This is a genomic window from Streptomyces sp. NPDC086554 (genome assembly GCF_040686095.1).
Taxonomy (GTDB): Bacteria; Actinomycetota; Actinomycetes; order Streptomycetales; family Streptomycetaceae; genus Streptomyces.
This window is the reverse complement of sequence record NZ_JBFBJK010000015.1, coordinates 212289-237922: the sequence shown is the minus strand read 5'-3', so window position 1 is coordinate 237922 and position 25634 is coordinate 212289. Positions and strand designations below refer to the sequence as shown.

The window sequence follows — 25634 nt, the reverse complement described above, 5'->3', positions numbered from 1 at the left end:
CCGGGAGCTGGGGCTGGTCCCCGGCGACGTATTCGCCCTCGGCCTTCCGCCTGCGGTGGCCGGTGCCGTCGGTGACGGACTCGCCACGGGGGGGCTGCGTCCCGTCGGTGCGGGTGGCGCCCCCGGCCGGGGCGGCGGCCGGAGCCGGGGCCTCGGCGGCGGGCGCCGGAGCGGCGGGGGCCTCGGCGGCCGGGGCCGGAGCGGCCGCCGGGGCGGGCTCGGCGGCCGGAGCCGGGGCGGCAGCGGGCGCACCGCTGCCGTCGTCGATGACGGCCAGCTCGGCGCCGACCTCGACCGTCTCGTCCTCGGCGACCTTGATGGACGCCAGGACGCCGGAGGCCGGCGACGGGATCTCGGTGTCGACCTTGTCGGTCGACACCTCGAGCAGCGGCTCGTCGGCCTCGACGCGCTCGCCCTCGGCCTTCAGCCAACGGGTGACAGTGCCCTCGGTGACGCTCTCGCCGAGCGCCGGAAGGGATACGGAAACCGCCATGGTTTCAGTTGCTCCTTACGAAATTGCGGAAGTCTAGGTCGTCGCGCCCGAAAAACTGAGGGGCTCAGTCGTGGGAGTGCAGCGGCTTACCGGCCAGGGCCAGATGGGCCTCGCCCATCGCCTCGTTCTGCGTCGGGTGGGCGTGGATGAGCTGCGCGACCTCGGCCGGCAGCGCCTCCCAGTTGTAGATCAGCTGGGCTTCGCCGACCTGCTCGCCCATGCGGTCGCCGACCATGTGGACGCCGACCACGGCACCGTCCTTGACCTGGACGAGCTTGATCTCGCCCGCGGTCTTGAGGATCTTGCTCTTGCCGTTGCCCGCCAGGCTGTACTTGAGGGCGACGACCTTGTCCGCGCCGTAGATCTCCTTGGCCTTGGCCTCGGTGATGCCCACGGAGGCGACCTCGGGGTGGCAGTACGTCACCTTCGGCACGCCGTCGTAGTCGATCGGGACGGTCTTGAGACCGGCCAGGCGCTCCGCCACCAGGATGCCCTCGGCGAAGCCGACGTGCGCGAGCTGGAGGGTCGGAACCAGGTCGCCCACGGCCGAGACGGTCGGGACGTTGGTCTGCATGTACTCGTCGACCAGGACGTAGCCGCGGTCCATCGCGACGCCCTGCTCCTCGTAGCCGAGACCGGCGGAGACCGGGCCGCGGCCGATGGCGACCAGAAGCACCTCGGCCTCGAAGGTCTTGCCGTCGGCGAGGGTCACGCGGACGCCGTCCTGCGTGTACTCGGCCTTCTCGAAGAAGGTGCCGAGGTTGAACTTGATGCCGCGCTTGCGGAACGCGCGCTCAAGAAGCTTCGAGGAGTTCTCGTCCTCGACCGGCACGAGGTGCTTGAGGCCCTCGACGACGGTCACCTCGGCCCCGAAGGACTTCCACGCCGAGGCGAACTCGACGCCGATGACGCCGCCGCCCAGGATGATCGCGGACTTCGGTACGCGGTCCATGACCAGGGCGTGGTCCGAGGAGATGATGCGGTTGCCGTCGATCTCCAGGCCCGGCAGCGACTTCGGCACGGAGCCGGTCGCGAGGAGCACGTGGCGGCCTTGGACGCGCTGGCCGTTCACATCGACGGAGGTCGGGGACGACAGACGGCCCTCGCCCTCGATGTACGTCACCTTGCGCGAGGCGATGAGTCCCTGCAGGCCCTTGTAGAGGCCCGAGATCACGTCGTCCTTGTACTTGTGGACGGCCGCCATGTCGATGCCCTCGAAGGTGGCCTTCACACCGAACTGGTCCGCCTCGCGAGCCTGGTCGGCGATCTCACCGGCGTGCAGCAGCGCCTTCGTCGGGATGCAGCCGTTGTGCAGGCAGGTGCCGCCGACCTTGCCCTTCTCGATCAGGGCGACGTCCAGGCCCAGCTGCGACGCGCGCAGTGCCGCGGCGTAACCGCCGCTACCGCCGCCGAGGATCACTAGGTCGAAAACGGTGCTGGCGTCGTTCGCCACGTCACGTCCTCCATGCATGTGCGCCGTACGCCGGTCGGCGATGACCGGTCGGCGGCTGGTATCGGCCGCTCTTGTTTCGGCCCTGTGGTGGGGGCCCTGTCCTGCCGAGAACCCATCTTCGCACTTGTCGGCGGGAGGTGGGACGGCGGGCCGGGCTGTGAGACGTCTGATTCGACACGTCTGTGGGTTACCAAGGCGTACGAACGTACGGATTTCGTTGTGGGCGAAACCGCGCGGGGCCCCGGACGCACACGACGTCCGGGGCCCCACGCAACGTACGCAAATCAGCCGAGGTCGCCCGCGGCCGTGCGCTCGGCGAGCCGGACCAGGGTGCGGACCGCGGTGCCGGTGCCGCCCTTGGGCGTGTAACCGAACGGGCCGCCCTCGTTGTAGGCCGGGCCCGCGATGTCCAGGTGCGCCCAGGTGATGCCCTCGCCCACGAACTCCTGCAGGAAGAGACCGGCCACCAGACCGCCGCCCATGCGCTCGCCCATGTTGGCGATGTCGGCGGTGGGGGAGTCCATGCCCTTCTTCAGGTGCTCGGGCAGCGGCATCGGCCAGGAGGGCTCGCCCGCTTCCTCGGAGACGTCGTGGATCGCGGCGCGGAACGCGTCGTCGTTGGCCATGATGCCGAAGGTGCGGCTGCCGAGCGCCATCATCATCGCGCCGGTCAGCGTCGCCACGTCGACGATCGCGTCGGGCTGGTCCTCGGACGCCTTGGCGATCGCGTCGGCCAGGACCAGACGGCCCTCGGCGTCGGTGTTGAGCACCTCCACCGTCTTGCCGCTGTACATCCGCAGGACGTCGCCGGGGCGGGTCGCCGAGCCGGACGGCATGTTCTCGGCGAGGGCGAGCCAGCCGGTGACGTTCACTTCGAGGCCCAGACGCGCGGCGGCGACGACGGCGGCGAAGACCGCGGCCGCGCCACTCATGTCGCACTTCATGGTCTCGTTGTGACCGGCGGGCTTCAGCGAGATGCCGCCCGAGTCGTACGTGATGCCCTTGCCGACGAAGGCGAGGTGCTTCTTCGCCTTGGACGACGTGTACGACAGCTTCACCAGGCGCGGCGGGGCCTCCGAGCCGACGCCGACACCGAGGATGCCGCCGAAGCCGCCCTTGGTGAGCGCCTTCTCGTCCAGGACCTGGACCTTGATGCCGTGCTCCTTGCCGGCCGCGGTGACGACGGCGGCGAAGGCCTCGGGGTTCAGGTCGTTCGGCGGGGTGTTGATGAGGTCGCGGCAGCGGTTGAGCTCCTCGGACACGGCGATGGCGCGCTCGATCGCGGCCTTGTACGCCTTGTCGCGGGGCTTGCCGCCGAGCAGGGCGATCTCGGCGAGCGGACTCTTGGAGTCCTTGCCGTTCTTGCCCTTCGCGGAGCCGTTCTCCTTGTACGCGTCGAACGAGTACGCGCCGAGCAGCGCGCCCTCGGCGATTGAACCTGCGTCCTCGGCGTCCTCGGTGGGCAGCGCGAAACCGGCCTTCTTCGAGCCGGACAGGGCGCGCGCGGCGGTGCCTGCGGCGCGGCGCAGGGCGTCGGTGCCGTACGTCTCGTCCTTCTCCGGCACCGTGCCGAGACCGACCGCGACGACGACCGGCGCCTTGAAGCCGGAGGGTGCGGGCAGCTTGGTCACCTCGCCCTCGGCGCCCGAGGCACCGAGGGTCTCCAGGACGGACGCGAGCTTGCCGTCGTACGCCTTGTCCACGGACTCGGCGCCGGGCGCTACAACCGCGCCCTTGGCGCCCTTCGCTACGCCGACGACGATCGCGTCGGCACGCAGGCCGGACGCGGCGGCGGTGCTGAGAGTCAGAGCAGTCACGGTGGTGAATTCTCGCTTCCGTTGAGTTCCTTGGCCGATGGGGTTGGGTCGACCGGGCCCGGCGCCGGTCTGGAACGGGCCGGAAGGGCGCCGGACATGAGCCTACGCGCGTCGTGCCGATTCGATCGTGCCAGCGCAGATTCATCCGAACGTGTCGTCGTTTTCATGTTTGGCACGGGCGTTCGCGATGGTGTACGCAGTGTGAGCGGGCCGTCGCACAGCGACCCCTCCGGTGCGGTGAGCCCGCGTCACCTCCCGTACGGTGAGCCCGTGTCAGCCGAATCCGCCGCACCGACGTCCTGGAACCCCTCGGGGACTTCGACTTCGCGGTGAACGAGCAGTGCGCGCAGTACGCGTCCCTCAGCTCCCTCAGCCGAGGGCTAGGACGACCAGGGCCGTCGTCGCGGCGGTCTCGGCGAGGGCGCCGAAGACGTCGCCGGTGATGCCGCCGAAGCGGCGGACACAGTGGCGAAGCAGCAGTTCGGCGGCGCAGACCGCGAGGACGACCGCGGCCGCGTACTGCACGGTCTCGTACGTTCCGAAGGGCACGGCGGCGGCCGCTGCGGCCGCGGCGACGGCGGCAGCCGTGAGCAGCGCGGCGTTCCGCGGGACGGTGCCCGCCACGGCGGCGCCGAGGCCCTCCGGGCGGGCCGGGGGAACACCCGTGCGGGCGGCCAGGGTGAGGGCGAGCCGGGCCGCCGCCGCGGAGACGACGGCGGCGAGGGCGCCGCGGGTCCACGAGGTTTCGTAGAGCTGGAAGAGGACGGCGACCTGGGCGAGCAGCACGAAGAGCAGCGTGATGACGCCGAAGGGCCCGACGTCGGACTGCTTCATGATCCGCAGGGCGTCGTCGGCGGGCTTGGCGCTGCCGAGACCGTCGGCGGTGTCGGCGAGGCCGTCGAGGTGGAGGCCGCGGGTCAGCGCGGCGGGGGTTGCGGCGGTCGCTGTGGCGGCGAGGAGGGGGCCCGCGCCGAGGGCTATGAGTGCACCGCCGAGTGCCGCGGCGAACAGCCCCACTGTGACGCCGGCCAGGGGAGCGCAGAGCATCCCGGCACGGGCGGCCTCGCGGTCCCAGCGGGTGACTGTGACCGGCAGCGCGGTGAGGGTGCCGAAGGCGAAGCGTGGGCCGTCGGCGGGGGAGGTTCGGGGCACCGCGGAAGGTTATACCGCGGGGTGATCGGGTGGGTGGGCGGGAGAGATCCGCCGCGAAGCGGCGGCATAGGAGAACCCCCACTCAGCCGCAGGGGAATGCGGCAGGACAACCCCCGGCCCAGGATGGCCCCATGGCCGACTGGTGGTACCGGAACATCACGGAGCCGGGAAAGCTCCCGCTGCTCCTGGCCCTGCTCTCCTTCGTCGTCACGTTTCTCGTCACCCGGACCATCACCCGCCTCATCCGCGCGGGCAAGGGCCCCTTCCGGAACATCAGCACCGGCGACGTACACATCCATCACGTCGTACCCGGCATCTTCCTCATGCTCGTAGGCGGCTTCTGGGCCGTCGCCGCGGGCAGCCACAGCCTGGGGCCGATGCTCGCGGCGGTCATGTTCGGGGTCGGCGCAGGACTCGTCCTGGACGAGTTCGCGCTGATCCTCTACCTCGACGACGTCTACTGGGGCGAACAGGGCCGCAAGAGCGTCGAGGTGGTGATGCTCACCGCGGCCCTGGTGGTGCTCATCCTCACCGGCTTCACCCCGTTCGGCGTGAACGACATGTCGCCCGATGAGCGGAGCAACCGCGCCGCGCTCGCCCTGAACGTCGCCTTCAACTGCTGCTGTGCCCTGATCGCGCTGGTCAAGGGCAAGCTCCAGACGGCGCTGATCGGCATGGTGATCCCGCTGGTCGCGCTGGTGGGCGCGATCCGCCTCGCCCGCCCGGGATCGGCATGGGCCAGACGCTTCTACCGCAACCGGCACCGCGCCCGCGCCCGGGCGGGCCTGCGCGCCTACCGCCACGACCGCCGCTGGGCGGGCCCGCGCCGCAAGGTTCAGGACTGGATCGGCGGCAAGCCCGACACGGAACTCGCGCGCCCGCGCCGCTGAAGCACCGCCGAGCAGCCGCACAGCACGAGCACGGCCGCGATCGCCGCCAAGTGCTCCTTGCCCGCGAGGTTGCTCTTGACGAAGACCTCGATCACCATCACGGCGATCACCAGCGACCCCGTGAACCACGCCCGGTACCGCCAGCACACATAGACCGCGAGCCCCACCACGGCCGCGGACGGACCGGTGTCGACGACCTGCGCGTCGGACGCCGGAAGCCCCAGCGGGTGGCCGGGACCCCATGCGACGCCCACGCGCGCGTAGAGCGTGCCCGCGAGGGTGGCCGCGTAGCCGATGAGGAGCGTGCGCCACCAGCCGACGCAGATCTCGGCGATGCCGAACACCAGCAGGATCTGCGCGAGCGCGCCCCAGACGGGCAGGTCGAGCGCGGGTACGAAGAGCGAGAGCGGGGTCCGGATCAGGGCCAGCCAGAGCGGGTCCTCGGCCCGTACGGAACCGATGTTCTGGATGAACTGATAGCCCCAGGGCTGGTTCTGGACGAACTGGCACAGGGCGGTGAGACAGACCGCGGCGAGCGTCATCGGCGCGGCCCGCCACCGCCGGGCCGCGATCCCGTCCCGCACGGCGGAGTACAGCGGCCCCCACTCGTCGCGTGCCATGCGGGACAGGGACGGGGCGCTCATCGTCGGGACTCCAGATGCTTGCGGTGCAGCCACTTCGGCAGGCCCGGCGCTTCCAGGAAGCCCTCCGCGCGGGCCGACGCGATGCCGATGCGCGGCAGGTCGCCGCTCTTCTCGAAGAGAAGGAAGCGCGGCTCCCAGATCGGGCGGTACTTCGCGTTGGCCCGGTACAGCGACTCGATCTGCCACCACCGGGAGAAGAAGGTGAGCAGCGAGCGCCACAACCGCAGGACCGGGCCCGCGCCGAGCCGCGAGCCACGTTCGAAGACGGACCGGAACATCGCGAAGTTCAGCGACACCTGAGTGACGTTGATCTCCGGGGCGCGCTGGAGCAGCTCGATGACCATGAACTCCATCAGGCCGTTCTCGGAGTCGCGGTCGCGCCGCATCAGGTCGAGGGAGAGCCCGCGAGGCCCCCAGGGAACGAAGGAGAGCACCGCTCTCAACTCGCCTTCCCCATCGGTGCATTCGAGCATCACGCACCGCCCGTCGGAAGGATCGCCGAGCCGCCCGAGCGCCATGGAGAAGCCGCGCTCGGTGGCCCCGTCGCGCCAGTCGTCGGCGCGCTCGAGGAGGTACGCCATCTCGTCGGCCGGAATGTCCTCGTGACGGCGGATCCGCACCTCGTACCCGGCCCGCTTGACCCGGTTGTACGCCTGCCGGACGGTGCGCATGGCCCGACCCTCCAGCGTGAAGTGTTGATCAGGGGCTCCGCCCCGGGCGGCGGTCTCGACGATGGCTTCGTCGCCCAGTTCGAGGGCGTCGAGTCCGTGCCGCGCGTAGATCGTGCCCGCCTCCTCGCTCGCCCCCATCACGGCCGGGATCCAGCCGTGTTCGCGGGCGTCGGCGAGCCATGGCTCGATGGCGCCGGGCCAGGCCTCCGGATCCCCGATGGGATCACCGGAGGCCAGCGAGACGCCCCCGATCACCCGGTAGGCGACTGCCGCCTTGGCGCTCGGCGACCACACGACGCTCTTCTCGCGGCGCAGCGCGAAGTACCCGAGCGAGTCGCGCTCCCCGTACTTGTCGAGCAGCCCGTGCAGCTTGGCCTCGTCGTCCTCGGTGAGCGGGTCGACGGCCTTGCGGGAGCGGAAGGCGGCGTACAGCACGGCGAGCAGGAGGAGCGTGCTGAGCACGTTGATGCTGACGTTGACCCAGCCGGGCGTGGCGATGCCCTCGAACCGCTTGTCGTCGGCGGCGAGCGAGACGAGCCGCATGGTGCCGTAGCGCCAGCGGTCGAGGAAGGTCGAACGGTAGTCGTCGTGCGCGTGGTTGGTGACGGTGACCAGGAGCGCGGCGATCAGTGAGGTCACGAGAAGACCGCCGGCCGCGACGGCCGCGGCGAGCTTCGGATTCGACCGGTCGCCCTTGGCGTAGAACTCCCGGCGCCCGACGATCAGCGAGGCGACGAAGGCGGTGGTCAGGACGAGGGAGATCCAGTTCTGCGCGTGCTGACGGATCTCCGGGAAGACCATCGCGAACGCGAAGAGAAGAAGAAAGAGCCCACTGAGTACGAGGTTGAGAATCCAGGCGGCGCGTTTGCGGCGGCGCATCGTGATGGCCAGGAACATCGTGAACGCCCCCGAGGCGAACCCTGCCGTCAGCAGATACGGGGTGAAGTAGTTCTCGGTGTTGTGCCGCCGCAGATCCTGCCCCAGGGAGACCCAGACCGCGCTCAGAAAGTTGATGAAGGTGACGGCGCGCAAGTACCAGACGCTGAAGCCCGCAGCGATCCGCCGATTACGTGCAGAAGTAACATTCGGCTCATCTCCCATGAAGAGGGATCATATGGGCCGTGATGTCCGAGTTGCGGGCAGGCGTTCCGTACGGCGGCGCCCCCGGCTACTCCGCGTCCGGCACCGCCGGTTCAGGCGCAGGCGCCCGCTCCGGCAGCTCCGCGGACAGCGCGGCCGCAGCCCGCACCAAGGGAAGTGCAAGGAGCGCCCCCACCCCCTCGCCCACCTTCACGCCCTGCTCGAGCACCGGATCGAGCGCCATCCGGTCAAGGGCCTTGGCCTGCGCCGGCTCCCCGCTCGCATGCCCCGCAAGCCACCAGTCCGGCGCGCGGAAGGCGACCCGCTGGGCCACCAGAGCGGCCGCCGAAGCCACAACGCCGTCAAGAATCACGGGCGTACGCCGCACCGCGCACTGCAACAGGAACCCGGTCATCGCGGCGATGTCCGCCCCGCCCACCGCCGCGAGCAGCTCCAGCTGGTCCCCGAGCACGGGCCGCGCCCGCCGCAGCGAGTCACGGACCGCCGCGCACTTGCGCATCCACGCCAGGTCGTCGATCGGCGAGCCGCCCCGCCCGGTCACCACGGACGCGTCGGTCCCGCAGAGTGCCGCGACCAGCGTGGCCGCTGGCGTCGTCCCGCCGACGCTCACATCGCCGAGCACGATCAGGTCGGCGCCGGAGTCGGCCTCCTCGTCGGCGACGGCCATCCCGGCCCGCACCGCGGCCTCGGCCTCCTCGGCCGTCAGCGCGTCCTCGATGTCGACGCGCCCCGAACCGCGCCGCACCCGGTGACCCGCCACCTCGGCGGGCAGCTCGGCCGGGTCGCAGTCCAGGGCCATGTCGACGATCCGGACGGGTACGTCGAGCCGGCGCGCGAGCACGGCGACGGGGCTCTCACCGGAGAGCACGGACCGCACGAGCTCGGCAGCGCTGCCCGCGGTCCTGGCGGAGACGTCGAGCTCGGCCACCCCGTGGTCGCCCGCGAACAGGATCACGCGCGGCCGCTCGATCGGCTTGACCGGAACCGACGACTGGGCGGCGGACAGCCACTCGCCCAGTTCGTCGAGACGCCCGAGCGCCCCGGGCGGCACGTTCTGCCGTTCCCTGCGCTCTTCGGCGTCGCGCCGCACCCCGCCGTCGGGGCGCTCGATCAGGTCGGTGAAGTCGTCGAGATTCAGCGAGCTCATTCGCCGAACAGTACCGGGAGGGTCGGGGCCCTGCGCGGTCGCCTCCGTGGTGTCATTGCACCGGTGTCGATCATCCCTTACGTACTGTTTCAAGGGGATTGTCGTCCTGCTCGAACCGCCGGACAGAGGAGACCTCCACCCCCATGGACGCCGCCCACGCCGCCGCAGCCCAGGCCGAGAAGATCCTCGCCGCCCCGCAACCGGCCGCCCGCCGCCACAGGGCACGCGCCCGCGCGATGGGCCGCTTCATCGAGCCCGAGAGCTGGCTGGACGTCGACACCGGACACGGGCACTTCCCCGCCGCCGCCAAGGAGGTCCACCCGTACACCGCCTTCGACGGTCTCGACCGCACCGGGCGAGTGGAGGAGGGCCGCGCGGCGGGCCGCGTGGAGGAGGCGCATCTGGGCCTGCTCGCCGATCTCGCGCCGAGGCTCGCGGGGCGCTACGACGCGCTGAGCATGTTCCACTACCTGGAGCGCAGCGCCGACCCCCGCATCGAACTCATCGCCGCCCGCACGGTGTTGCGGCCCGGCGGCCATCTGATGATCGAGGTCCCCGTCCCGGAGAGCCGGTACGCCAGGCTGCTCGGCAAGGGCTGGATCCGGCCCGAGCCGCACCACCGCATCCCGCCCACCGCGCTGCGGCGCGAGCTGGAGAGCCTCGGCTACACCGTCGTGGCCACCGACCGGCGCGAGCCGCACATCCCGCTCGACCTGACCGCGAGCCTCGCCGTCACCCTCGGCCGCATCCGCGCCGCGGCCCGCCTCGCGATCCCGCTGCTCGCCGCCGCCGCCCTGGCCGACCGGATGCTCGCGCCCGTGGTGAGCCGCACCCGGTTCTCCAACGCCTTCCGGATCATCGCCCGCAGAAACCCGGACGCGTGAGCTGCGAGCCGCCCGGTCAGCCCCGCAGGACGAGCGCCTGGCCCGCCACGACCATCAGGACCTGCTCGCACTCCGCCGCGAACGCCGTGTTGAGGCGGCCCAGTTCATCGCGGTAGCGGCGGCCCGACGCGGTCGCGGGGACGATGCCCGAGCCGACCTCGTTCGAGACGGCGACGACCGTGCGCCGGGTCGACCGCACCGCGTCCGTGAGCTCGGCGACCCGCTTGCGAAGGGCACGCTCGCCGCCGCCCGCCCACTCGGCGTCGTCCCACGCGTTCACCTCGTCCATCGCGTACGTCAGCCACAGCGACAGGCAGTCGATGAGCAGGGGAGGCCCGTTCACGCCGAGCAGCGGAACAAGATCACAGGTCTCGGCGGTGCTCCACGAACCGGGCCGCCGCTCGCGGTGCGCGCTCACCCGGTCCGCCCATTCGGAGTCACCGTTCCTGGTCCCGCCCGTCGCCACGTACAGCACATCGGGGAACGCCTCAAGACGGCGCTCGGCCTCCACCGACTTCCCCGACCGGGCACCGCCCACGACGAGGGTGCGCCGCGGCACATCCGGTACGTCCTCGTAGGCGCCGACCACCAGCGTCGAACCGTCCGGCACGGCCCGTGCACCGGCGGCCGCGAGCCTGCGCCTCAGCTCAGCACCCGGCGGCACCTCGTCGCTCAGATGGACGGCGATGATGTCCGTCGTCGGACCGACGGCGCCCGCCGCCCGCAGCCGGGCGAGCCCGTCGGGGCGCCCGATGACATCGGCCACGACCATCTCGTACGCGGGATGCTCGCCCGGCACTCCGGAGGGCGCGCCGCCCGGCGGCAGATACAGCAGCCGCTCGCCGTCAGGTCCTGTCACCTCGTACCCCGTCCCGGGGTGGTCCATCGCCACCGCGCGCACCCGGTGCCCGGTGAGCAGCGCGAGCTCACGCCCGTCGGGCACCCGGCCCGGCTGCGGCAGACCGGCCGGTACCTCCACCGATGGGCCGTCGTGCGGATGGGAGAGGAGAACCTGGCGTACGCCGCCGAGCGTGTGCCCGGAGCGGGCGGCCGCGAGGGCGGCGCCAGGGGTGAGGTCGAGCAGCAGAACGCCGTCGACGAGGAGCGCGGTCGCGGCGCGTGCGGCGTCGCCGAGCGCCGTCGCGCAGGCCGCGCACGGGCAGCCTGGGACGGGCAGGCCTTCGGGGGCGCCGGTGCCGAGCAGAGTCAGTTCCACGAGAAGATCCTCCCGCGTCACCGCGAGCGCCGCTCGCCCGGATAGGTGGTCCGGCGGATTCCCGGCAGTCGGGACGCGCCCGAAGGGGCGCGGGGCTGTGACATGTGCGGCTCCGCCGCGTGGGAGACCAGCCGCGACGTACCTCAGATGCCGTACCGGACTCGCAGCGGAGCGCATAGGCTTCAAGCGGCTTGAGACAGCTGTCGGACCATCGGGAGGCTGGCATGGCGGCATGGACGTGGCGGTTCGAGAAGGCGGACGGGACGGAGGTCCAGCCCGCTCTGACGCCCGAGGAGTTCACGACTCAGGGCGACGCGGAGTCCTGGGTCGGCGAGTACTGGAAAGAGCTCGCCGACGGCGGCGCCGACCAGGTGTCGCTCTTCGAGGACGCGAACAAGATCTACGGGCCGATGAGCCTGCACGCGCAGGGCGCGGCGCAGGACTGAGCCGGGCCTGAACGTGAGGGAGGGGGGGGGGGGGGGGCCCCCCCCCCCCCCCCCGCCCCCCGGCCCCCCCCCCCCCGCCGCCGGCGGGGGTTTTATGCCCGCGCCCCCCCGACCTAACCAACGCCGGGGTGGGCCGCCCCCGGGGGGGGGGGGGGGGGGCCCGCCCCCCCCCCCCCCCCCCACGTCCCGCTACATCTCGCCGAGCGTGACGTCGACGGTCTTCTCCGCGCCGTCCCGCACGTACGTCACCTCCGTCTTGTCGCCCGGCTGCAGCCCGGCGAGGGCCTCGGAGAGCGAGGTGATCGTGGTGATGTCGGCGTCGCCCACCTTGGTGATGATGTCGCCGGTCCGGATGCCGGCATCGGCCGCCGCACCGTCCTGCTGCTCATCGACCACCGCCACACCCGCGGGCTTGTAGTCGTCACCGAGCACGGTGCGTCCCGTGATGCCGAGCGCGGCCCGGCCCGAGTCGGTGACCTTGCCGTCCTTGATGATCTGGTCGGCGACGGTCTTCACCATCGAGGACGGGATCGCGAACCCGATGCCGGGCGCCGCGCTGTCGCCCATGTCCGGGTCGGTCGCGGCGAGCGTCGGGATGCCGATGACCTCGCTGTCGAGATTGACCAGGGCGCCGCCGCTGTTGCCCGGGTTGATCGCCGCGGATGTCTGCACCATGTTGGCGATCGTGGCCCCGGTACCGCCGCCCGAGCGGCCCTCGCTGACGGTCCGCCCGGTGGCGGAGACGATGCCCTGCGTGACGCTGGACGACAGACCCAGCGGCGAACCCATGGCGAGCACGATCTGCCCGACCTCGGCCTTCGACGAGTCGCCGAACTTCGCGGCCTTGAGCCCGCTCGGCACGTCGTCGAGCTTGATGACGGCGAGGTCCTGCTCCGGGTACGCGGCGACGAGCTCGGCACCGAGCGTCAGCTCGCCGGTGGCCGTCGTCACCTTGAAGGTCTGCTCCTTGCCCACGACATGGGCGTTGGTGACGATGTGCCCCTTGTTGTCGTAGACGATGCCGGAGCCGAGGCTGTCGGACGCGTCGATCTGCACGACGGACGGCAGGACGTCCTCGATGACCTGCTGGTAGTCCTCCTGCAGATCGTTCGCGGCAGCGGGCGCGGCCTGCGTGGTGGACTGACCGGAGTCCCCGGAGCCGGAGCTTGAGCAGCCTGCGACGAGGAGCGCGGCCGCAAGGGAGGCGGTCACGGTGACGGCACGGGTACGCGAGACATTCATGCCCCGAGTGTCTCGTTTGCCCGAATGTGTCGCCCTGGGATGCGAGGCAATCGGGTGGGTGGGTGCGAAAGATCCGCCGCGAAGCGGCGGTTCAGTCAGTCCCGTACACCGCAGACATGCAAAAGCGCCGCGACCCGGCGATACGGGTCAGTACGACCTGCCCGCTCCTCCGCGGCCAGCAACGCGGAAAGCTCCGCCTCCGCAGGAGGTGCAGACCCGTCCGGCGCGGTGTCGGTGAAGACCCGCACGCCGTACCAGGCATGCAGCGGCGCGGCGATCCCCGCGAGCGACGCCGTCACCGCGTCGAGCCGATCCGCCCGCGCCTCGATACCGAGCCGGTTCCGGTACGACGTCGAGTCGAACGCGGCCAGCGCCCCCGCCCAGTCACCGGCCAGACCCGGCCGCATGGCAAGCGCCTCCGCGTTGCGGACGAGCAGGGAGAGGAGCCCCCCGGGGGCCAGCATCCGGCCGAGGCCCGCGAGCAGCGCGTCCGGCTCCTCGACGTACATGAGCACGCCGTGGCACAGCACCACATCGAAGCTGCCCGGCAGGAAGTGCACCCCGGTCTCGTGCCCGTCGCCCTCGACGATCCGGACCCTCCCGCGGATGCCCTCGGGCTCCGCGTCGAGCGCCGCACGCGCCGCGGCGACCATCGTCGGATCCTGCTCGACGCCCGTCACCTTGTGACCGGCACGCGCGAGCCGCAGCGCCTGCGTGCCCTGGCCCATGCCCACGTCGAGCACCCGCAGCCGCTGCCCCACGGGGAAGCGCCCTGCGATCTGCTCGTCGAGCTGCCGGGACACCAGCTCCTGGCGTACGGCATTGCGCAGGCCGCCCAGCTTCTCCAGCCAGGCGGCCGCTCCGCCGGCGAAACCGCTCAGGGCCGCTCTCCGCGCTTGACCTGCGGCTTGGGCAGTCGCAGTCGGCGCATCTGGAGCGTACGCATCAGGGCGTAGGCGACGGCGCCCTTCTTGCTCTCGTCCGGGAAGCGCTCGGCAAGCCGCTTCTTCAGGCGGAACGCCGTGGTGACCGAGTCCACGATGATCAGGACGATCACGAAGAGCCAGAGCAGCAGCGCGATGTTCTGCAGCTGCGGGATCCGGACCATGCTCAGTACGAGGATGATCACGGCCAGCGGCAGGAAGAACTCGGCGATGCAGAACCGCGAGTCCACGAAGTCACGGGCGAACTTGCGCACCGGACCCTTGTCGCGGGCGGGCAGATAGCGCTCGTCACCGCTGGCAAGCGCCTGACGCTGCTTGTCCATCTGGACACGGCGCTCGTTGCGCTGCCGCTTCGCCGCCTCCTTGCGCGTCACAGGCGTGTTGGCCACGCTGCGGCGCTGGGTCTGGGCCTCACTGCGCTTGGGCGTGGGGCGGCCCTTCGGGGCCTCGGGGTCACGGGGCTGCTGGGAGTCGGTCACCGGGGCCTTGCTCGCCGGGGCCTTCTCGTCCTTGGATCGGCTACGGAACACAAAACCCAAGGGTACGGGGTGCGGACGTGTGGACCCCAGTCCGATGGGGAACGATCCGGCAACACCGGGCGTCTTGATTGTGTGGCTAAGAGGACGTTCCGTGTGGTTTACAAGCGGTTTTCGGGCGGTTCCCGGGGGTGCACCTACTCCCTACGCCTGAGCTTGGCCGCACGCAGTCGTCCTTGGGGATGAGCGCATCCGCACGCGAACAGTGCGGTAATGGATGCAGGGCCCGTACTGTGGGTTCTGTTGCAGTACCTGGAGCTGAGAAGTCCGTCAGAAGGGGGCGCGCGAAGCCCATGAGCGGTGTCATGAAGCGTATGGGGATGATCTTCCGCGCGAAGGCGAACAAGGCCCTTGACCGGGCCGAGGACCCGCGCGAAACCCTCGATTACTCCTACCAGAAGCAGCTGGAGCTGCTGCAGAAGGTGCGCCGTGGTGTGGCCGACGTGGCGACGTCCCGCAAGCGCCTCGAGCTGCAGCTGAGCCAGCTCCAGAAGCAGTCGTCGACCCTGGAGGACCAGGGCCGCAAGGCGCTCGCGCTCGGCCGTGAGGACCTGGCCCGCGAGGCCCTGTCCCGCCGCGCCGCGCTGCAGCAGCAGGTGACGGACCTGGAGACGCAGCACCAGACGCTCCAGGGCGAGGAGGAGAAGCTCACCCTCGCGGCGCAGCGACTCCAGGCCAAGGTCGACGCCTTCCGTACGAAGAAGGAGACGATCAAGGCGACGTACACCGCCGCGCAGGCGCAGACCCGGATCGGCGAGGCCTTCTCCGGCATCTCCGAGGAGATGGGCGACGTCGGCATGGCCATCCAGCGTGCCGAGGACAAGACCGCGCAGCTCCAGGCGCGGGCGGGCGCGATCGACGAGCTCCTGGCCTCCGGCGCCCTCGACGACTCCTCCGGCCTGGCCAAGGACGACATCCAGACCGAGCTGGATCGCCTCTCCGGTGGTACTGATGTAGAGCTGGAACTGCAGCGCATGAAGGCCGAACTGGCCGGCGGCTCGACGCCGAAGCAGGCCATCGAGCCGGGTCAGGGACAGCCCCAGGCCGAGCAGCCGCAGGACACCCCGCGCTTCGACAAGCAGTAGCTCCACATCGGCTCACCGCTCACGTCCGAGGAGGGCGACATGATCGTACGGATCATGGGGGAGGGGCAGGTGAAGCTGGCGGACAGCCACTTCACCGAACTGAACAAGCTGGACGACGAGCTGCTCGAAGAGATGGAGAGCGGCGACGAGTCCGGCTTCCGCAGGACGCTGACCGCCCTCCTCGACAAGGTCCGGGAGCTGGGGGATCCCCTCCCGGACGACGCCCTGGAACCCTCGGAGCTGATCCTCCCCGCCGAGGACGCGACGCTGGACGAGGTCCGCCAGATGCTGAACGACGACGGCCTGATCCCCGGCTGAGGTGCCACGGGGTTCGCCTTGAACGGCGGCGTCGGCTCTCCGGGTGCCTTGATCCGCCGCGTGGCGTCGGCTCTGCGCGCGGCGCCCTGATCCGCCGCCTCATGGCTGAGGCCGTGCCTTGGGCCGGCCCTGAACCGCCGCTTCGCGGCGGATCTTTCCCGCGCACCCAGCGGATCTTTCCCGCCCACCCACCCGATTACCCCGAACCGAGGACCAAATCCCCGGCCCGCAAGCCCGATTACCCCGTAGGAGGTCCGGCCCCCAGGCCCCCGCCCGGTTACCCCGCAGCTTGGGGCGATTCCCCGGCCCGGAAGCCTGATTGCCCGGTGGTTCCCGTCTCCCGGCCCCCCCCGCGCGTGCCTGGTTCCCCCGCAGCTCGGGGCGATTCCCCGGCCGGGAAGCCTGATTGCCCGGTGGCTCCCGTCTCCCGCCCCCCCCGCGCGCGCCCGGTTCCCCCGCAGCTTGGGGCAACCCCCGGCCCGCAAGCCTCCGGTCCCCGGCCCCCCGCAGCTCCGGGTAATCGGGTGGGTGGGTGGGTGGGGAAAACGCCGCGAAGCGGCGGAACGACTCCCGGGCAGGCAAGGGCGGGGCGAGCCGCAAGGCGGTCGACTCCGGGGTGTGGGAAACGGGGTGAGGCGTAAGGCGGTCGACCCCGGGGTGTGGGAAACGGGGTGAGGCGTAAGGCGGTCGACCCCGGGGCACGTAAGGCGGGGTGAGGCGGCTCCGAAAGCAGGCCGAGCCGGCAGACCGGTCCCAGCAGCCCGCAGGGCCCCGTACCGTTTAAGGCGTGACGACTCTCGTGCGAGGCCGCTGTTGGGCCAAGGCGCATCCCTTGGCGGTGGACGGCGCCCTCGCGGCGGCCGTTCTCGTCTGCATGGTCATCGGGTCGTTCGTCGAGCCGTACCGGCACGACGGAGGACCCAGCTGGGGCACCCGCACCCCGGCCACGCTGAGCGTGATCCTGATGGTGCTCGGCGCCACGGCGCTGATCTTCCGCCGCCGCGCCCCCTGGCTCGCGCTCGCCGCGACCTCCACCGTCTCCGTCACCGACCTCGTCACCGGCGAGTACCGCGGTGCCGTTGTGATGAGTGCGGTCGTCGCCCTGTACACCGTCGCCGCCACCACCAACCGCCCCACCACCTGGCGCGTCGGCCTGATCACCATGGCGGGCCTCACCGGCGTGGCGATGGTCGCGGGCCCCCTGCCCTGGTACGCCCAGGAGAACCTCGGCATCTTCGCCTGGACCGGCATGGCCGCCGCCGCAGGCGACGCGGTCCGCAGCCGCCGCGCCTTCGTCGACGCCATAAGGGAGCGCGCCGAGCGGGCGGAACGGACGCGGGAGGAAGAGGCGCGGCGGCGCGTCGCCGAGGAGCGGCTGCGCATCGCCCGCGATCTGCACGATGTCGTCGCGCACCACATCGCCCTGGTCAATGTGCAGGCCGGTGTCGCCGCACATGTCATGGACAAGCGGCCCGACCAGGCCAAGGAAGCCCTCTCCCACGTACGCGACGCCAGCCGCTCCGCGCTCAACGAACTGCGCGCCACCGTCGGCCTGTTGCGGCAGTCCGGCGACCCCGAGGCCCCCACCGAACCGGCCCCCGGCCTGGCCCACCTCGACGACCTCGTCGACACCTTCCGGCACGCGGGCCTCCCCGTGGAGGTGACCCGCGGCGACGCGGAGACGGAGCTGCCCGCCGGGGCCGACCTCGCCGCCTACCGCATCATCCAGGAGGCCCTCACCAACGTGCAGAAGCACGCGGGCGCGGGCGCCAAGGCCGAGGTCAGCGTCGTACGCGTAGGACCGAACATCGAGGTGACCGTCCTCGACGACGGCCCGGGAGCCGGCGCCGAGCCCCGGGCCGTCGTCGAGGACAACGGCGGCGGGCACGGGCTGATCGGCATGCGTGAACGGGTCAGCGCGCTCAGCGGCCGCTGCACCGCGGGCCCCCGCTACGGCGGCGGTTTCCGCGTCCATGCGATCCTGCCCGTCACGGCAAAGCCGGTAATCCCGGCAGAGGGAGGGACCACCGCGTGACGATCCGGGTGCTGCTCGCCGACGACCAGGCACTGCTGCGCAGCGCGTTCAAGGTGCTCGTGAACTCCGAGCCCGACATGGAGGTCGTCGCCGAGGCGTCGGACGGCGCGGAGGCCGTCGAGCTCGCCAAGGCGCAGGCCGCCGACGTGGTCCTGATGGACATCCGGATGCCCGGCACGGACGGTCTCGCCGCCACCCGGCTGATCAGCGCCGACCCCGCCCTGGCCCACGTACGCGTGGTGATGCTGACGACCTTCGAGGTCGATGAGTATGTAGTGCAGTCGTTGCGTGCGGGCGCCTCCGGTTTCCTCGGCAAGGGGGCCGAGCCGGACGAGCTGCTCGGCGCGATCCGCATCGCGGCCGCCGGCGACGCGCTGCTCTCCCCGGCGGCGACCAAGGGCCTGATCGCCAAGTTCCTCGCGCAGGGCGACGGTTCGGACGGTGACGGCGTCGGCGGGGCGCGCGGCGAGCGGCTCGACGCGCTCACCGGGCGCGAGCGCGAGGTCCTCGTCCAGGTCGCGGGCGGGCACTCGAACGACGAGATCGCCGAGCGGCTCGAGGTCAGCCCGCTCACCGTGAAGACCCATGTGAACCGTGCGATGGCGAAGCTGGGCGCCCGCGACCGGGCACAACTCGTCGTCATTGCCTACGAATCGGGCCTGGTACGTCCAAGGGTGGAGTGAGCCGGGGCGCGGTGTACTGCGCCCGCAGTATGCGCCGTATAAGAACGGGACCCGGGAGTGAGGGTTCCCGCCCTGGACATGGCAGATCGTGTAGGGGGCACCGGTCAGGCAACGGTCAGGCACCGGCCTGCGGTGCCCGTTCCTGCGCAGTACGCCACAGAGAGAGACCACCATGTCCTGGCTGTCCCGATTCAGCCTGGCCCAACGGGCCCTGATCGGGCTGATATCGATCGTCGCGCTCGTCTTCGGCGCCATCGCGATCCCTCAGCTCAAGCAGCAGTTGCTGCCCTCCATCGAACTTCCGATGGTGTCCGTCCTGGCCCCGTACCAGGGCGCGTCCCCCGATGTGGTCGAAAAGCAGGTCGTCGAGCCGCTCGAGTCCTCCATCGACGCGGTCGACGGGATCACCGGAATCACCTCCACGGCGAGCGAGGGCAACGCCGTGATCATGGCCCAGTTCGACTACGGCAACGGCTCCGAGCAGCTCGTCGCCGATGTCCAGCAGGCCGTGAACCGCGCCGGGGCCGAACTCCCCGACGACGTCGACCCGCAGGTCATCGCGGGCTCCACCGACGACATCCCGACCGTGGTCCTCTCCGTCACCTCCGACAAGGATCAGCAGGCGCTCTCCGACCGGCTCGACCGCACCGTCGTCCCCGCCATGGAGGACATCGACGGCGTCGGCCAGGTCACCGTCGACGGCGTACGCGACCTCCAGGTCGATGTCACCCCCGACGACAAGAAGCTGGCCAAGGCGGGCCTGACCCCGGCCGCGCTCGGCCAGGCGCTCCAGGCGGGCGGCGCCACGCTCCCCGCGGGCTCCTTCGACGAGGACGGCAAGAACCGCACCGTCCAGGTCGGCGGCGGCTTCACCTCCCTGAAGCAGATCCAGGACCTGATGGTCACCCCCGAGGCCAGGCCCGGGGACCGCCCGGCCAAGCCGGTCCGCCTCGGTGACCTCGCCACGGTGAAGCAGCAGCCGGCGGACGCCACGTCCATCACGCGCACCAACGGCAAGCCCAGCCTCGCCGTCGCGATCACCATGGACCAGGACGGCAGCGCCGTCGCCATCTCCGACGCGGTCAAGGACAAGCTCCCCGACCTCCGCAAGGACCTGGGCGCGGGATCCGACCTGACCGTCGCGAGCGACCAGGGCCCGGCCGTCTCCAAGTCCATCGACGGTCTCACCACCGAGGGCGCGCTCGGCCTGGTCTTCGCGGTCATCGTCATCCTGGTCTTCCTGGCGTCGATCCGCTCGACGCTGGTCACCGCGGTCTCCATCCCGCTCTCGGTCGTACTGGCCCTGATCGTCCTGTGGACCCGCGACCTCTCGCTCAACATGCTCACGCTCGGCGCGCTGACCATCGCGATCGGCCGCGTCGTCGACGACTCGATCGTCGTCCTGGAGAACATCAAGCGCCATCTCGGATACGGCGAGGAGCGCGAGGCCGCGATCATCAAGGCCGTCAAGGAGGTCGCGGGCGCGGTGACGTCCTCGACCCTGACGACGGTCGCGGTGTTCCTCCCCATCGGCCTGGTCGGCGGCATGGTGGGCGAGCTCTTCGGCTCCTTCTCGCTCACCGTCACGGCGGCGCTCCTGGCGTCCCTGCTCGTCTCGCTGACCGTCGTCCCGGTCCTGTCGTACTGGTTCCTGCGCGCCCCCAAGGACGTGCGCGGCGCCGACCCGGACGAGGCCCGCCGCAAGGCCGAGGAGAAGGAGGCGAGGAGCAGGCTCCAGCGCATCTACGTCCCCGTCCTGCGGTTCGCGACGCGGCGCCGCTTCACCAGCCTCGCCATCGCGATCGCGATCCTCGTGGGTACGTTCGGCATGGCACCGCTCCTGAAGACCAACTTCTTCGACCAGGGCGAGCAGGAAGTCCTGACGATCAAGCAGGAGTTGAAGCCGGGCACCAGCCTGGCGGCGTCCAACGCCTCGGCCAAGAAGGTCGAGAAGATGCTGGACGGCCTCGACGAGATCAAGGACTACCAGGTCACGGTCGGCTCGTCCGGTTTCATGGCGGCCTTCGGCGGCTCCACGGACACCAACCAGGCCTCGTACACCCTGACGCTCAAGGACAAGTCGTCGTACGACAAGACCCAGGACCTGGTCGAGGAGGAGCTCGGCAAGCTCTCCGGCATCGGCCAGACGTCCATCGCGGCCGGTGACGGCTTCGGCAGCCAGGACCTGAGCGTGGTGGTCAAGGCCGCCGACGCGGACGTGCTGCGCAAGGCGTCCGACGACGTCCGCGCCGAGGTCGCCGAGATCGACGATGTCACGGACGTCGAGAGCGACCTCTCGCAGAGCATCCCGCGCATCTCGGTCAAGGCCAACTCCAAGGCCGCGGCGGCCGGTTTCGACGACACCACCCTCGGCCAGGCCGTCGCCCAGGCGGTCCGCGGCACGCAGAGCGGCAAGGCGATCCTCGACGACACCGAGCGCGACGTCGTCGTGAAGTCGGCGAAGCCGGCGAAGACGCTGGACGAGCTGCGCAAGCTGAACCTCGGCGCCGTGAAGCTGGGCGACATCGCCGACGTGAAGCTGGTCGATGGGCCGGTCTCGATGACCCGCATCGACGGCGCGCGCGCCGCGACGATCACGGCGAAGCCGACCGGTGAGAACACGGGCGCGGTCAGCGCGGACCTCACCAAGAAGCTCGACGCGCTGAAGCTGCCGGACGGCGCCACGGCGTCCATCGGCGGTGCCTCCGAGGACCAGGACGAGGCGTTCGCCTCGCTGGGCCTTGCGATGCTGGCGGCGATCGCGATCGTCTTCATGCTGCTGGTGGCGACCTTCCGGTCTCTTGCCCAGCCGCTGATCCTGCTGGTCTCGATCCCGTTCGCGGCCACGGGTGCGATCGGCCTGCTGATCGCTACGGACACCCCGATGGGCGTCCCGGCGATGATCGGCATGCTGATGCTGATCGGCATCGTGGTCACCAACGCGATCGTCCTGATCGACCTGATCAACCAGTACCGCAAGCAGGGTCACGGCGTCGTAGAGGCGGTCATCGAAGGCGGCCGCCACCGCCTCCGCCCGATCCTCATGACGGCCCTGGCGACGATCTTCGCTCTCCTCCCCATGGCCCTGGGCATCACGGGCGAGGGCGGCTTCATCGCCCAGCCGCTCGCGGTGGTGGTGATCGGCGGCCTGATCACCTCGACCCTCCTCACCCTCCTCCTCGTCCCGACGCTGTACGCGATGCTGGAACTCCGCAAGGAGCGGCGCCGCGCTAAGCGCGAGGCAAAGCGGGCGAAGAAGGCGGGCGTCCCGCCTCAGGCCGCCCCCGATGCGGGCGACCCGGAGCCGGCTCAGGTGTAGTTCTCTGCCTGCGGGCGCCCACCCCGCAGCAGCGCTTCGGGAGCGACCCGAGAACGCCGTAAGGGGCGCCCGCAATGGCGGACGCCCCTTACGTACGAGAAAAGGCAGGACTACGGAAGCGCCAGCATCCGCTCCAGGGCCAGCTTCGCGAACTGCTCGGTCTCGCGGTCGACCTCGATCTGGTTGACGAGGTTCCCCTCGGCAAGCGACTCGAGCGCCCAGACCAGGTGCGGCAGGTCGATCCGGTTCATGGTCGAGCAGAAGCAGACCGTCTTGTCGAGGAAGACGATCTCCTTGTCCTCGGCGGCGAAACGGTTGGCCAGGCGGCGTACGAGATTCAGCTCGGTCCCGATGGCCCACTTGGAGCCGGCAGGGGCCGCCTCCAGGGTCTTGATGATGTGCTCGGTCGAGCCGACGTAATCGGCCGCGGCCACGACCTCGTGCTTGCACTCCGGGTGCACCAGGACGTTCACACCGGGAATCCGCGCCCGCACGTCCTCGACCGACTCCAGCGAGAAGCGCCCGTGCACCGAGCAGTGCCCGCGCCAGAGGATCATCTTCGCGTCCCGCAGCTGCTCGACGGTCAGGCCGCCGTTCGGCTTGTGCGGGTTGTAGACCACACAGTCGTCGAGCGAGAAGCCCATGTCGCGGACGGCGGTGTTCCGGCCGAGGTGCTGGTCGGGCAGGAAGAGGACCTTTGTTGAATTCGGCTCCCCCTGCTCGAAGGCCCACTCAAGGGCGCGCTTGGCGTTCGACGACGTACAGATCGTCCCGCCGTGCTTGCCGGTGAAGGCCTTGATGTCGGCGGAGGAGTTCATGTACGAGACGGGCACGACCTGCTCGGCTATGCCGGCCTCGGTCAGCGCGTCCCAGCACTCCGCGACCTGCTCGGCCGTGGCCATGTCGGCCATCGAGCAGCCCGCGGCCAGGTCGGGAAGCACGACCTTCTGGTCGTCGGTGGTCAGGATGTCCGCCGACTCGGCCATGAAGTGCACGCCGCAGAAGACGATGTACTCCGCCTCGGGCTTGGCGGCCGCGTCCTTGGCCAGCTTGAAGGAGTCGCCGGTGACATCCGCGAACTGGATGACCTCGTCGCGCTGGTAGTGGTGGCCGAGTACGAAGACCTTGTCCCCGAGCTTCTCCTTGGCGGCGCGGGCGCGCTCGACCAGATCGGGGTCGGAGGGCGACGGCAGATCGCCGGGGCACTCCACACCGCGCTCGCTCTTGGGGTCGGCTTCGCGGCCGAGCAGCAGCAGGGCAAGCGGTGTGGGCTGAACATCGAGGTCCACGAGGTCCACGCGGGACTGGGCGGTGGTCACGACACGCACCCTTTCTCTTCTGCAGACGAGCCTTTTCGTCTAATTGACGTTATCTATCATAACCGCTTCACGTCAGTTTGACGATGGCCATAGTGTCGATGTGACGCGTTCGCCTTTTACGGGCCGGTGCCTCGCGGGATGTCATGTGCGAGCATGAAGGGACAGAAGGCCGAGAGACACAGCAGCACTCGGCCCGGAATGAATCCGCGGCCCCGACGGTTGCAATCGTCGGCAAGCAGTCTCCGTACAACCCGGGAGAGAAGCAGATGTCCGTATCGGACGAGACCACCACCGTGAGCGACGGCATCCTCCTGTCCGACGCCGCCGCGGCCAAGGTCAAGGGCCTTCTTGAGCAGGAGGGCCGGGACGACCTGGCGCTGCGCGTCGCCGTTCAGCCCGGCGGCTGCTCCGGCCTGCGCTACCAGCTGTTCTTCGACGAGCGCACGCTCGACGGCGACGTCGTCAAGGACTTCGGCGGCGTGAAGGTCGTCACCGACCGGATGAGCGCTCCCTACCTGGGCGGCGCCTCCATCGACTTCGTCGACACCATCGAGAAGCAGGGCTTCACGATCGACAACCCGAACGCCACCGGCTCCTGCGCCTGCGGTGACTCCTTCAGCTAAATCCGTACGCCGGACCGTTCTTTCCGGTCCTGTACGCCGAAGGCGGCCCCCCGAGATCTCGGGGGGCCGCCTTCGTGTGCTGGCTGCGGCTAGGTCTGCTGCTTCGGCTACTTCTGCGGCACCGTCTTGCCACCCGCCGCGTCCACGACCTTCCGGTCGCCGAGCGGCTCGTCCAACGTCACGGTCTGCGTGAACTCCTTGGCGATCATGATGCAGACCTCGCCCTTCTTCTTGGTCTCGGTCACCTTCACGCGCACGCTGTCCTTGCTCTCGTCGGCCGACGCCGAGTAGTCACTGCACGCGCCGCCCCAGAAGTGCAGCGTCAGCGACTTGCCGTCCGCGCTGTAGGACTCGACGCGCAGCGTCGGGTCCGGGTTCGTGCCCGGCTTCTCGGTGGGCGTGGGGGTCGGCGTGCTCGGCGAGGTCAGGAACTTCGGCTCCACCGCCGGGTGCGTCACGGTGAAACTGTCCTGCGCGCCCTGCGGCTCCACCTCGAAGAGCCAGGACGGCACGAGCGCCTGGCGCCCGTCCACGAACTGCACGGCGAGCCCGAACGTCGCGCCCTTCACGGTGATCGGCTGCGGCTTCGGGGGAGCGGACGAGGGCTCGCAGGGCGCCTGCGTCTTCGTGTCGCCCGCCTTGCCGTCATCCTCAGGCACCGGCGTGGCGCATCCGCCGATGCCGACCCGGCCGTCGCCCCGGCCCGACTTGTTGAGCTGCTTCAGGGTCTCGTCGGAGCTCGTCACCGGATACGTCGCGCCCTTCTCCGGCGCCTTCAACTGGCCGCTGCCGCCGACCACTTGGCCGTCCGAGCCGACCTGGATGCCGGTCGACCAGCCGTATGTGGGGAGACCGCCCACCTTCGGGTCGGCGTTCACCACCCGTACCGCGCCCATGAGTTGGCGTGCGTCCAGCTTCGCGTCGTCCTGGCCGAGGGCCTTCAGGACCGGCGCGGCCGCCTTCTTCGCCGCGCTCTCACCGACCGCGTCGCCCGAGCCGTTCGGGGCGGTCGACGTCCCCGAACAGGGCTTGCCCTTCTGGCAGTTGTCGGTGCCACCGGTGGCGTACTTGGTGAACGTCCAGGTGCCGGGGGCCTGCTTGCTCACCTGGAGCGAGGGTCCCGAGCCGTCCTTGGCCGGGCCGATCCGCCAGGCCCCGTCCTGTGAGGTGGGCTTGCCCTCGACGCCCAAGGCCTTGGCGAGATCGGTCACTTGGTCCGCGCCGACCGTGCCCCGCGCGTGGTAGACGGCCGCCGAATCCGGACCGGCGGGCAGCTTGCCCTCGGCGCGGTAGGCGGCGCCGCTCGGGTCGGGCTCGCCGGGGGCGATCCCTCCGGTGCCGCCGTCCCGGTCGCCGTCCGTGTATCCGTCGAGCGCGAGCGGCGGGGGAGCCCCGCCGTCTCCCGCGGGCGCGCCGTCATTGCTGCTGCTGCCGCTGCCGCCGGATGCCGTAGCGGCGAAGTAGGCGCCGCCGCCACCGACGAGCAGCACCGTGGCCGCCACCGACGCGATGGCAAGGCGGGAACGCCGCCGCTGCGGCTCGGCCGCGTCATGAACGGATCGCTCGGTGCTCACCGCATCGCTCCTTCGACTGCACTGCTGTCCCTCGGGACCCGT

Annotated in this window: 22 protein-coding genes; 9 read left to right on the top strand and 13 right to left on the bottom strand. The window is 70.7% G+C overall.

The window, feature by feature from the left end; genetic code table 11:
• The 4 genes from AB0O76_RS25500 to AB0O76_RS25485 all read right to left on the bottom strand — a co-directional run.
• A partial coding sequence (locus AB0O76_RS25500) for a biotin/lipoyl-containing protein (protein ID WP_365495591.1) occupies positions 1-493 on the bottom strand: 493 nt, incomplete at its 3' end.
• A 64-nt stretch (positions 494-557) separates the two neighbouring features.
• Positions 558-1946: a dihydrolipoyl dehydrogenase gene (gene lpdA / locus AB0O76_RS25495; RefSeq protein ID WP_360763095.1), complete on the bottom strand. Its 1389-nt coding sequence runs from the start codon at positions 1944-1946 to the stop codon at positions 558-560.
• 284 nt (positions 1947-2230) lie between these two features.
• Positions 2231-3763 carry a leucyl aminopeptidase gene (locus AB0O76_RS25490; RefSeq protein ID WP_365495588.1) on the bottom strand — a complete coding sequence of 511 codons (1533 nt, stop codon included), beginning with the start codon at positions 3761-3763 and terminating at the stop codon, positions 2231-2233.
• Between the two features lie 369 nt (positions 3764-4132).
• Positions 4133-4915: an adenosylcobinamide-GDP ribazoletransferase gene (locus AB0O76_RS25485; protein WP_365495586.1), complete on the bottom strand. Its 783-nt coding sequence runs from the start codon at positions 4913-4915 to the stop codon at positions 4133-4135.
• Positions 4916-5046: 131 nt separating this feature from the next.
• Between AB0O76_RS25485 and AB0O76_RS25480 the strand changes: the two genes are divergently transcribed.
• The gene (locus AB0O76_RS25480; protein ID WP_365495583.1) at positions 5047-5805 is read left to right on the top strand and encodes a hypothetical protein; all 759 of its coding nucleotides are present in this window, start codon (positions 5047-5049) and stop codon (positions 5803-5805) included.
• Here AB0O76_RS25480 and AB0O76_RS25475 read toward each other — a convergent pair.
• From AB0O76_RS25475 to cobT, 3 genes are all read right to left on the bottom strand, one after another.
• Positions 5751-6449, bottom strand: coding sequence for a hypothetical protein (locus AB0O76_RS25475; protein WP_365495580.1), 699 nt, complete (start codon positions 6447-6449; stop codon positions 5751-5753). The genes AB0O76_RS25480 and AB0O76_RS25475 overlap by 55 nt on opposite strands.
• Complete coding sequence (locus tag AB0O76_RS25470) at positions 6446-8221, bottom strand: phosphatidylglycerol lysyltransferase domain-containing protein (protein ID WP_365495577.1); 1776 nt, start codon at positions 8219-8221, stop codon at positions 6446-6448. The genes AB0O76_RS25475 and AB0O76_RS25470 overlap by 4 nt, the downstream gene beginning before the upstream one ends.
• 67 nt (positions 8222-8288) lie before the next feature.
• Entirely contained in the window at positions 8289-9368 is a 1080-nt protein-coding gene (cobT, locus tag AB0O76_RS25465) for a nicotinate-nucleotide--dimethylbenzimidazole phosphoribosyltransferase (RefSeq protein ID WP_365495575.1), read from the bottom strand.
• 143 nt (positions 9369-9511) lie between these two features.
• Between cobT and AB0O76_RS25460 the strand changes: the two genes are divergently transcribed.
• Positions 9512-10252, top strand: a complete 741-nt coding sequence (locus AB0O76_RS25460; RefSeq protein WP_365495572.1) for a class I SAM-dependent methyltransferase — start codon at positions 9512-9514, stop codon at positions 10250-10252.
• A 16-nt stretch (positions 10253-10268) separates the two neighbouring features.
• On the opposite strand, the gene AB0O76_RS25455 is transcribed toward AB0O76_RS25460, so the two are convergent.
• Positions 10269-11468 carry a bifunctional adenosylcobinamide kinase/adenosylcobinamide-phosphate guanylyltransferase gene (locus AB0O76_RS25455; RefSeq protein ID WP_365495569.1) on the bottom strand — a complete coding sequence of 400 codons (1200 nt, stop codon included), beginning with the start codon at positions 11466-11468 and terminating at the stop codon, positions 10269-10271.
• A 224-nt stretch (positions 11469-11692) separates the two neighbouring features.
• On the opposite strand from AB0O76_RS25455, the gene AB0O76_RS25450 reads away from it, so the two are divergent.
• The gene (locus AB0O76_RS25450; RefSeq protein WP_365495566.1) at positions 11693-11914 is read left to right on the top strand and encodes a hypothetical protein; all 222 of its coding nucleotides are present in this window, start codon (positions 11693-11695) and stop codon (positions 11912-11914) included.
• 189 nt (positions 11915-12103) lie between these two features.
• On the opposite strand, the gene AB0O76_RS25445 is transcribed toward AB0O76_RS25450, so the two are convergent.
• The 3 genes from AB0O76_RS25445 to AB0O76_RS25435 all read right to left on the bottom strand — a co-directional run bounded on the left by AB0O76_RS25445 (position 12104) and on the right by AB0O76_RS25435 (position 14708).
• Positions 12104-13156: a trypsin-like peptidase domain-containing protein gene (locus AB0O76_RS25445; RefSeq protein WP_365495563.1), complete on the bottom strand. Its 1053-nt coding sequence runs from the start codon at positions 13154-13156 to the stop codon at positions 12104-12106.
• A 95-nt stretch (positions 13157-13251) separates the two neighbouring features.
• Positions 13252-13959: a methyltransferase domain-containing protein gene (locus AB0O76_RS25440; protein WP_365495560.1), complete on the bottom strand. Its 708-nt coding sequence runs from the start codon at positions 13957-13959 to the stop codon at positions 13252-13254.
• A 74-nt stretch (positions 13960-14033) separates the two neighbouring features.
• Positions 14034-14708, bottom strand: coding sequence for a DUF3043 domain-containing protein (locus AB0O76_RS25435; RefSeq protein WP_365495633.1), 675 nt, complete (start codon positions 14706-14708; stop codon positions 14034-14036).
• Positions 14709-14929: 221 nt separating this feature from the next.
• Between AB0O76_RS25435 and AB0O76_RS25430 the strand changes: the two genes are divergently transcribed.
• The 5 genes from AB0O76_RS25430 (at position 14930) to AB0O76_RS25410 (ending at position 22076) form a co-directional block, all read left to right on the top strand.
• Positions 14930-15721: a PspA/IM30 family protein gene (locus AB0O76_RS25430; protein WP_365495557.1), complete on the top strand. Its 792-nt coding sequence runs from the start codon at positions 14930-14932 to the stop codon at positions 15719-15721.
• Positions 15722-15760: 39 nt separating this feature from the next.
• Positions 15761-16039: a hypothetical protein gene (locus tag AB0O76_RS25425; RefSeq protein ID WP_365495555.1), complete on the top strand. Its 279-nt coding sequence runs from the start codon at positions 15761-15763 to the stop codon at positions 16037-16039.
• A gap of 787 nt (positions 16040-16826) precedes the next feature.
• Positions 16827-18074 carry a sensor histidine kinase gene (locus tag AB0O76_RS25420; RefSeq protein ID WP_365495552.1) on the top strand — a complete coding sequence of 416 codons (1248 nt, stop codon included), beginning with the start codon at positions 16827-16829 and terminating at the stop codon, positions 18072-18074.
• Positions 18071-18757, top strand: a complete 687-nt coding sequence (locus tag AB0O76_RS25415) for a response regulator transcription factor (RefSeq protein ID WP_365495549.1) — start codon at positions 18071-18073, stop codon at positions 18755-18757. Before AB0O76_RS25420 ends, AB0O76_RS25415 begins: the two co-directional genes overlap by 4 nt.
• Before the next feature lie 172 nt (positions 18758-18929).
• Positions 18930-22076: an efflux RND transporter permease subunit gene (locus AB0O76_RS25410; RefSeq protein WP_365495547.1), complete on the top strand. Its 3147-nt coding sequence runs from the start codon at positions 18930-18932 to the stop codon at positions 22074-22076.
• 110 nt (positions 22077-22186) lie between these two features.
• On the opposite strand, the gene nadA is transcribed toward AB0O76_RS25410, so the two are convergent.
• Positions 22187-23395: a quinolinate synthase NadA gene (gene nadA, locus AB0O76_RS25405; RefSeq protein WP_365495544.1), complete on the bottom strand. Its 1209-nt coding sequence runs from the start codon at positions 23393-23395 to the stop codon at positions 22187-22189.
• A gap of 266 nt (positions 23396-23661) precedes the next feature.
• On the opposite strand from nadA, the gene AB0O76_RS25400 reads away from it, so the two are divergent.
• Positions 23662-24018 carry an iron-sulfur cluster assembly accessory protein gene (locus AB0O76_RS25400; protein WP_365495542.1) on the top strand — a complete coding sequence of 119 codons (357 nt, stop codon included), beginning with the start codon at positions 23662-23664 and terminating at the stop codon, positions 24016-24018.
• Between the two features lie 107 nt (positions 24019-24125).
• Here the strand turns inward: AB0O76_RS25400 and AB0O76_RS25395 are convergent, their stop codons facing one another.
• A complete protein-coding gene (locus tag AB0O76_RS25395) occupies positions 24126-25592 on the bottom strand; it encodes a hypothetical protein (protein ID WP_365495539.1) in 1467 nt (488 codons plus the stop codon).
• Between the last annotated feature and the right edge of the window lie 42 nt (positions 25593-25634).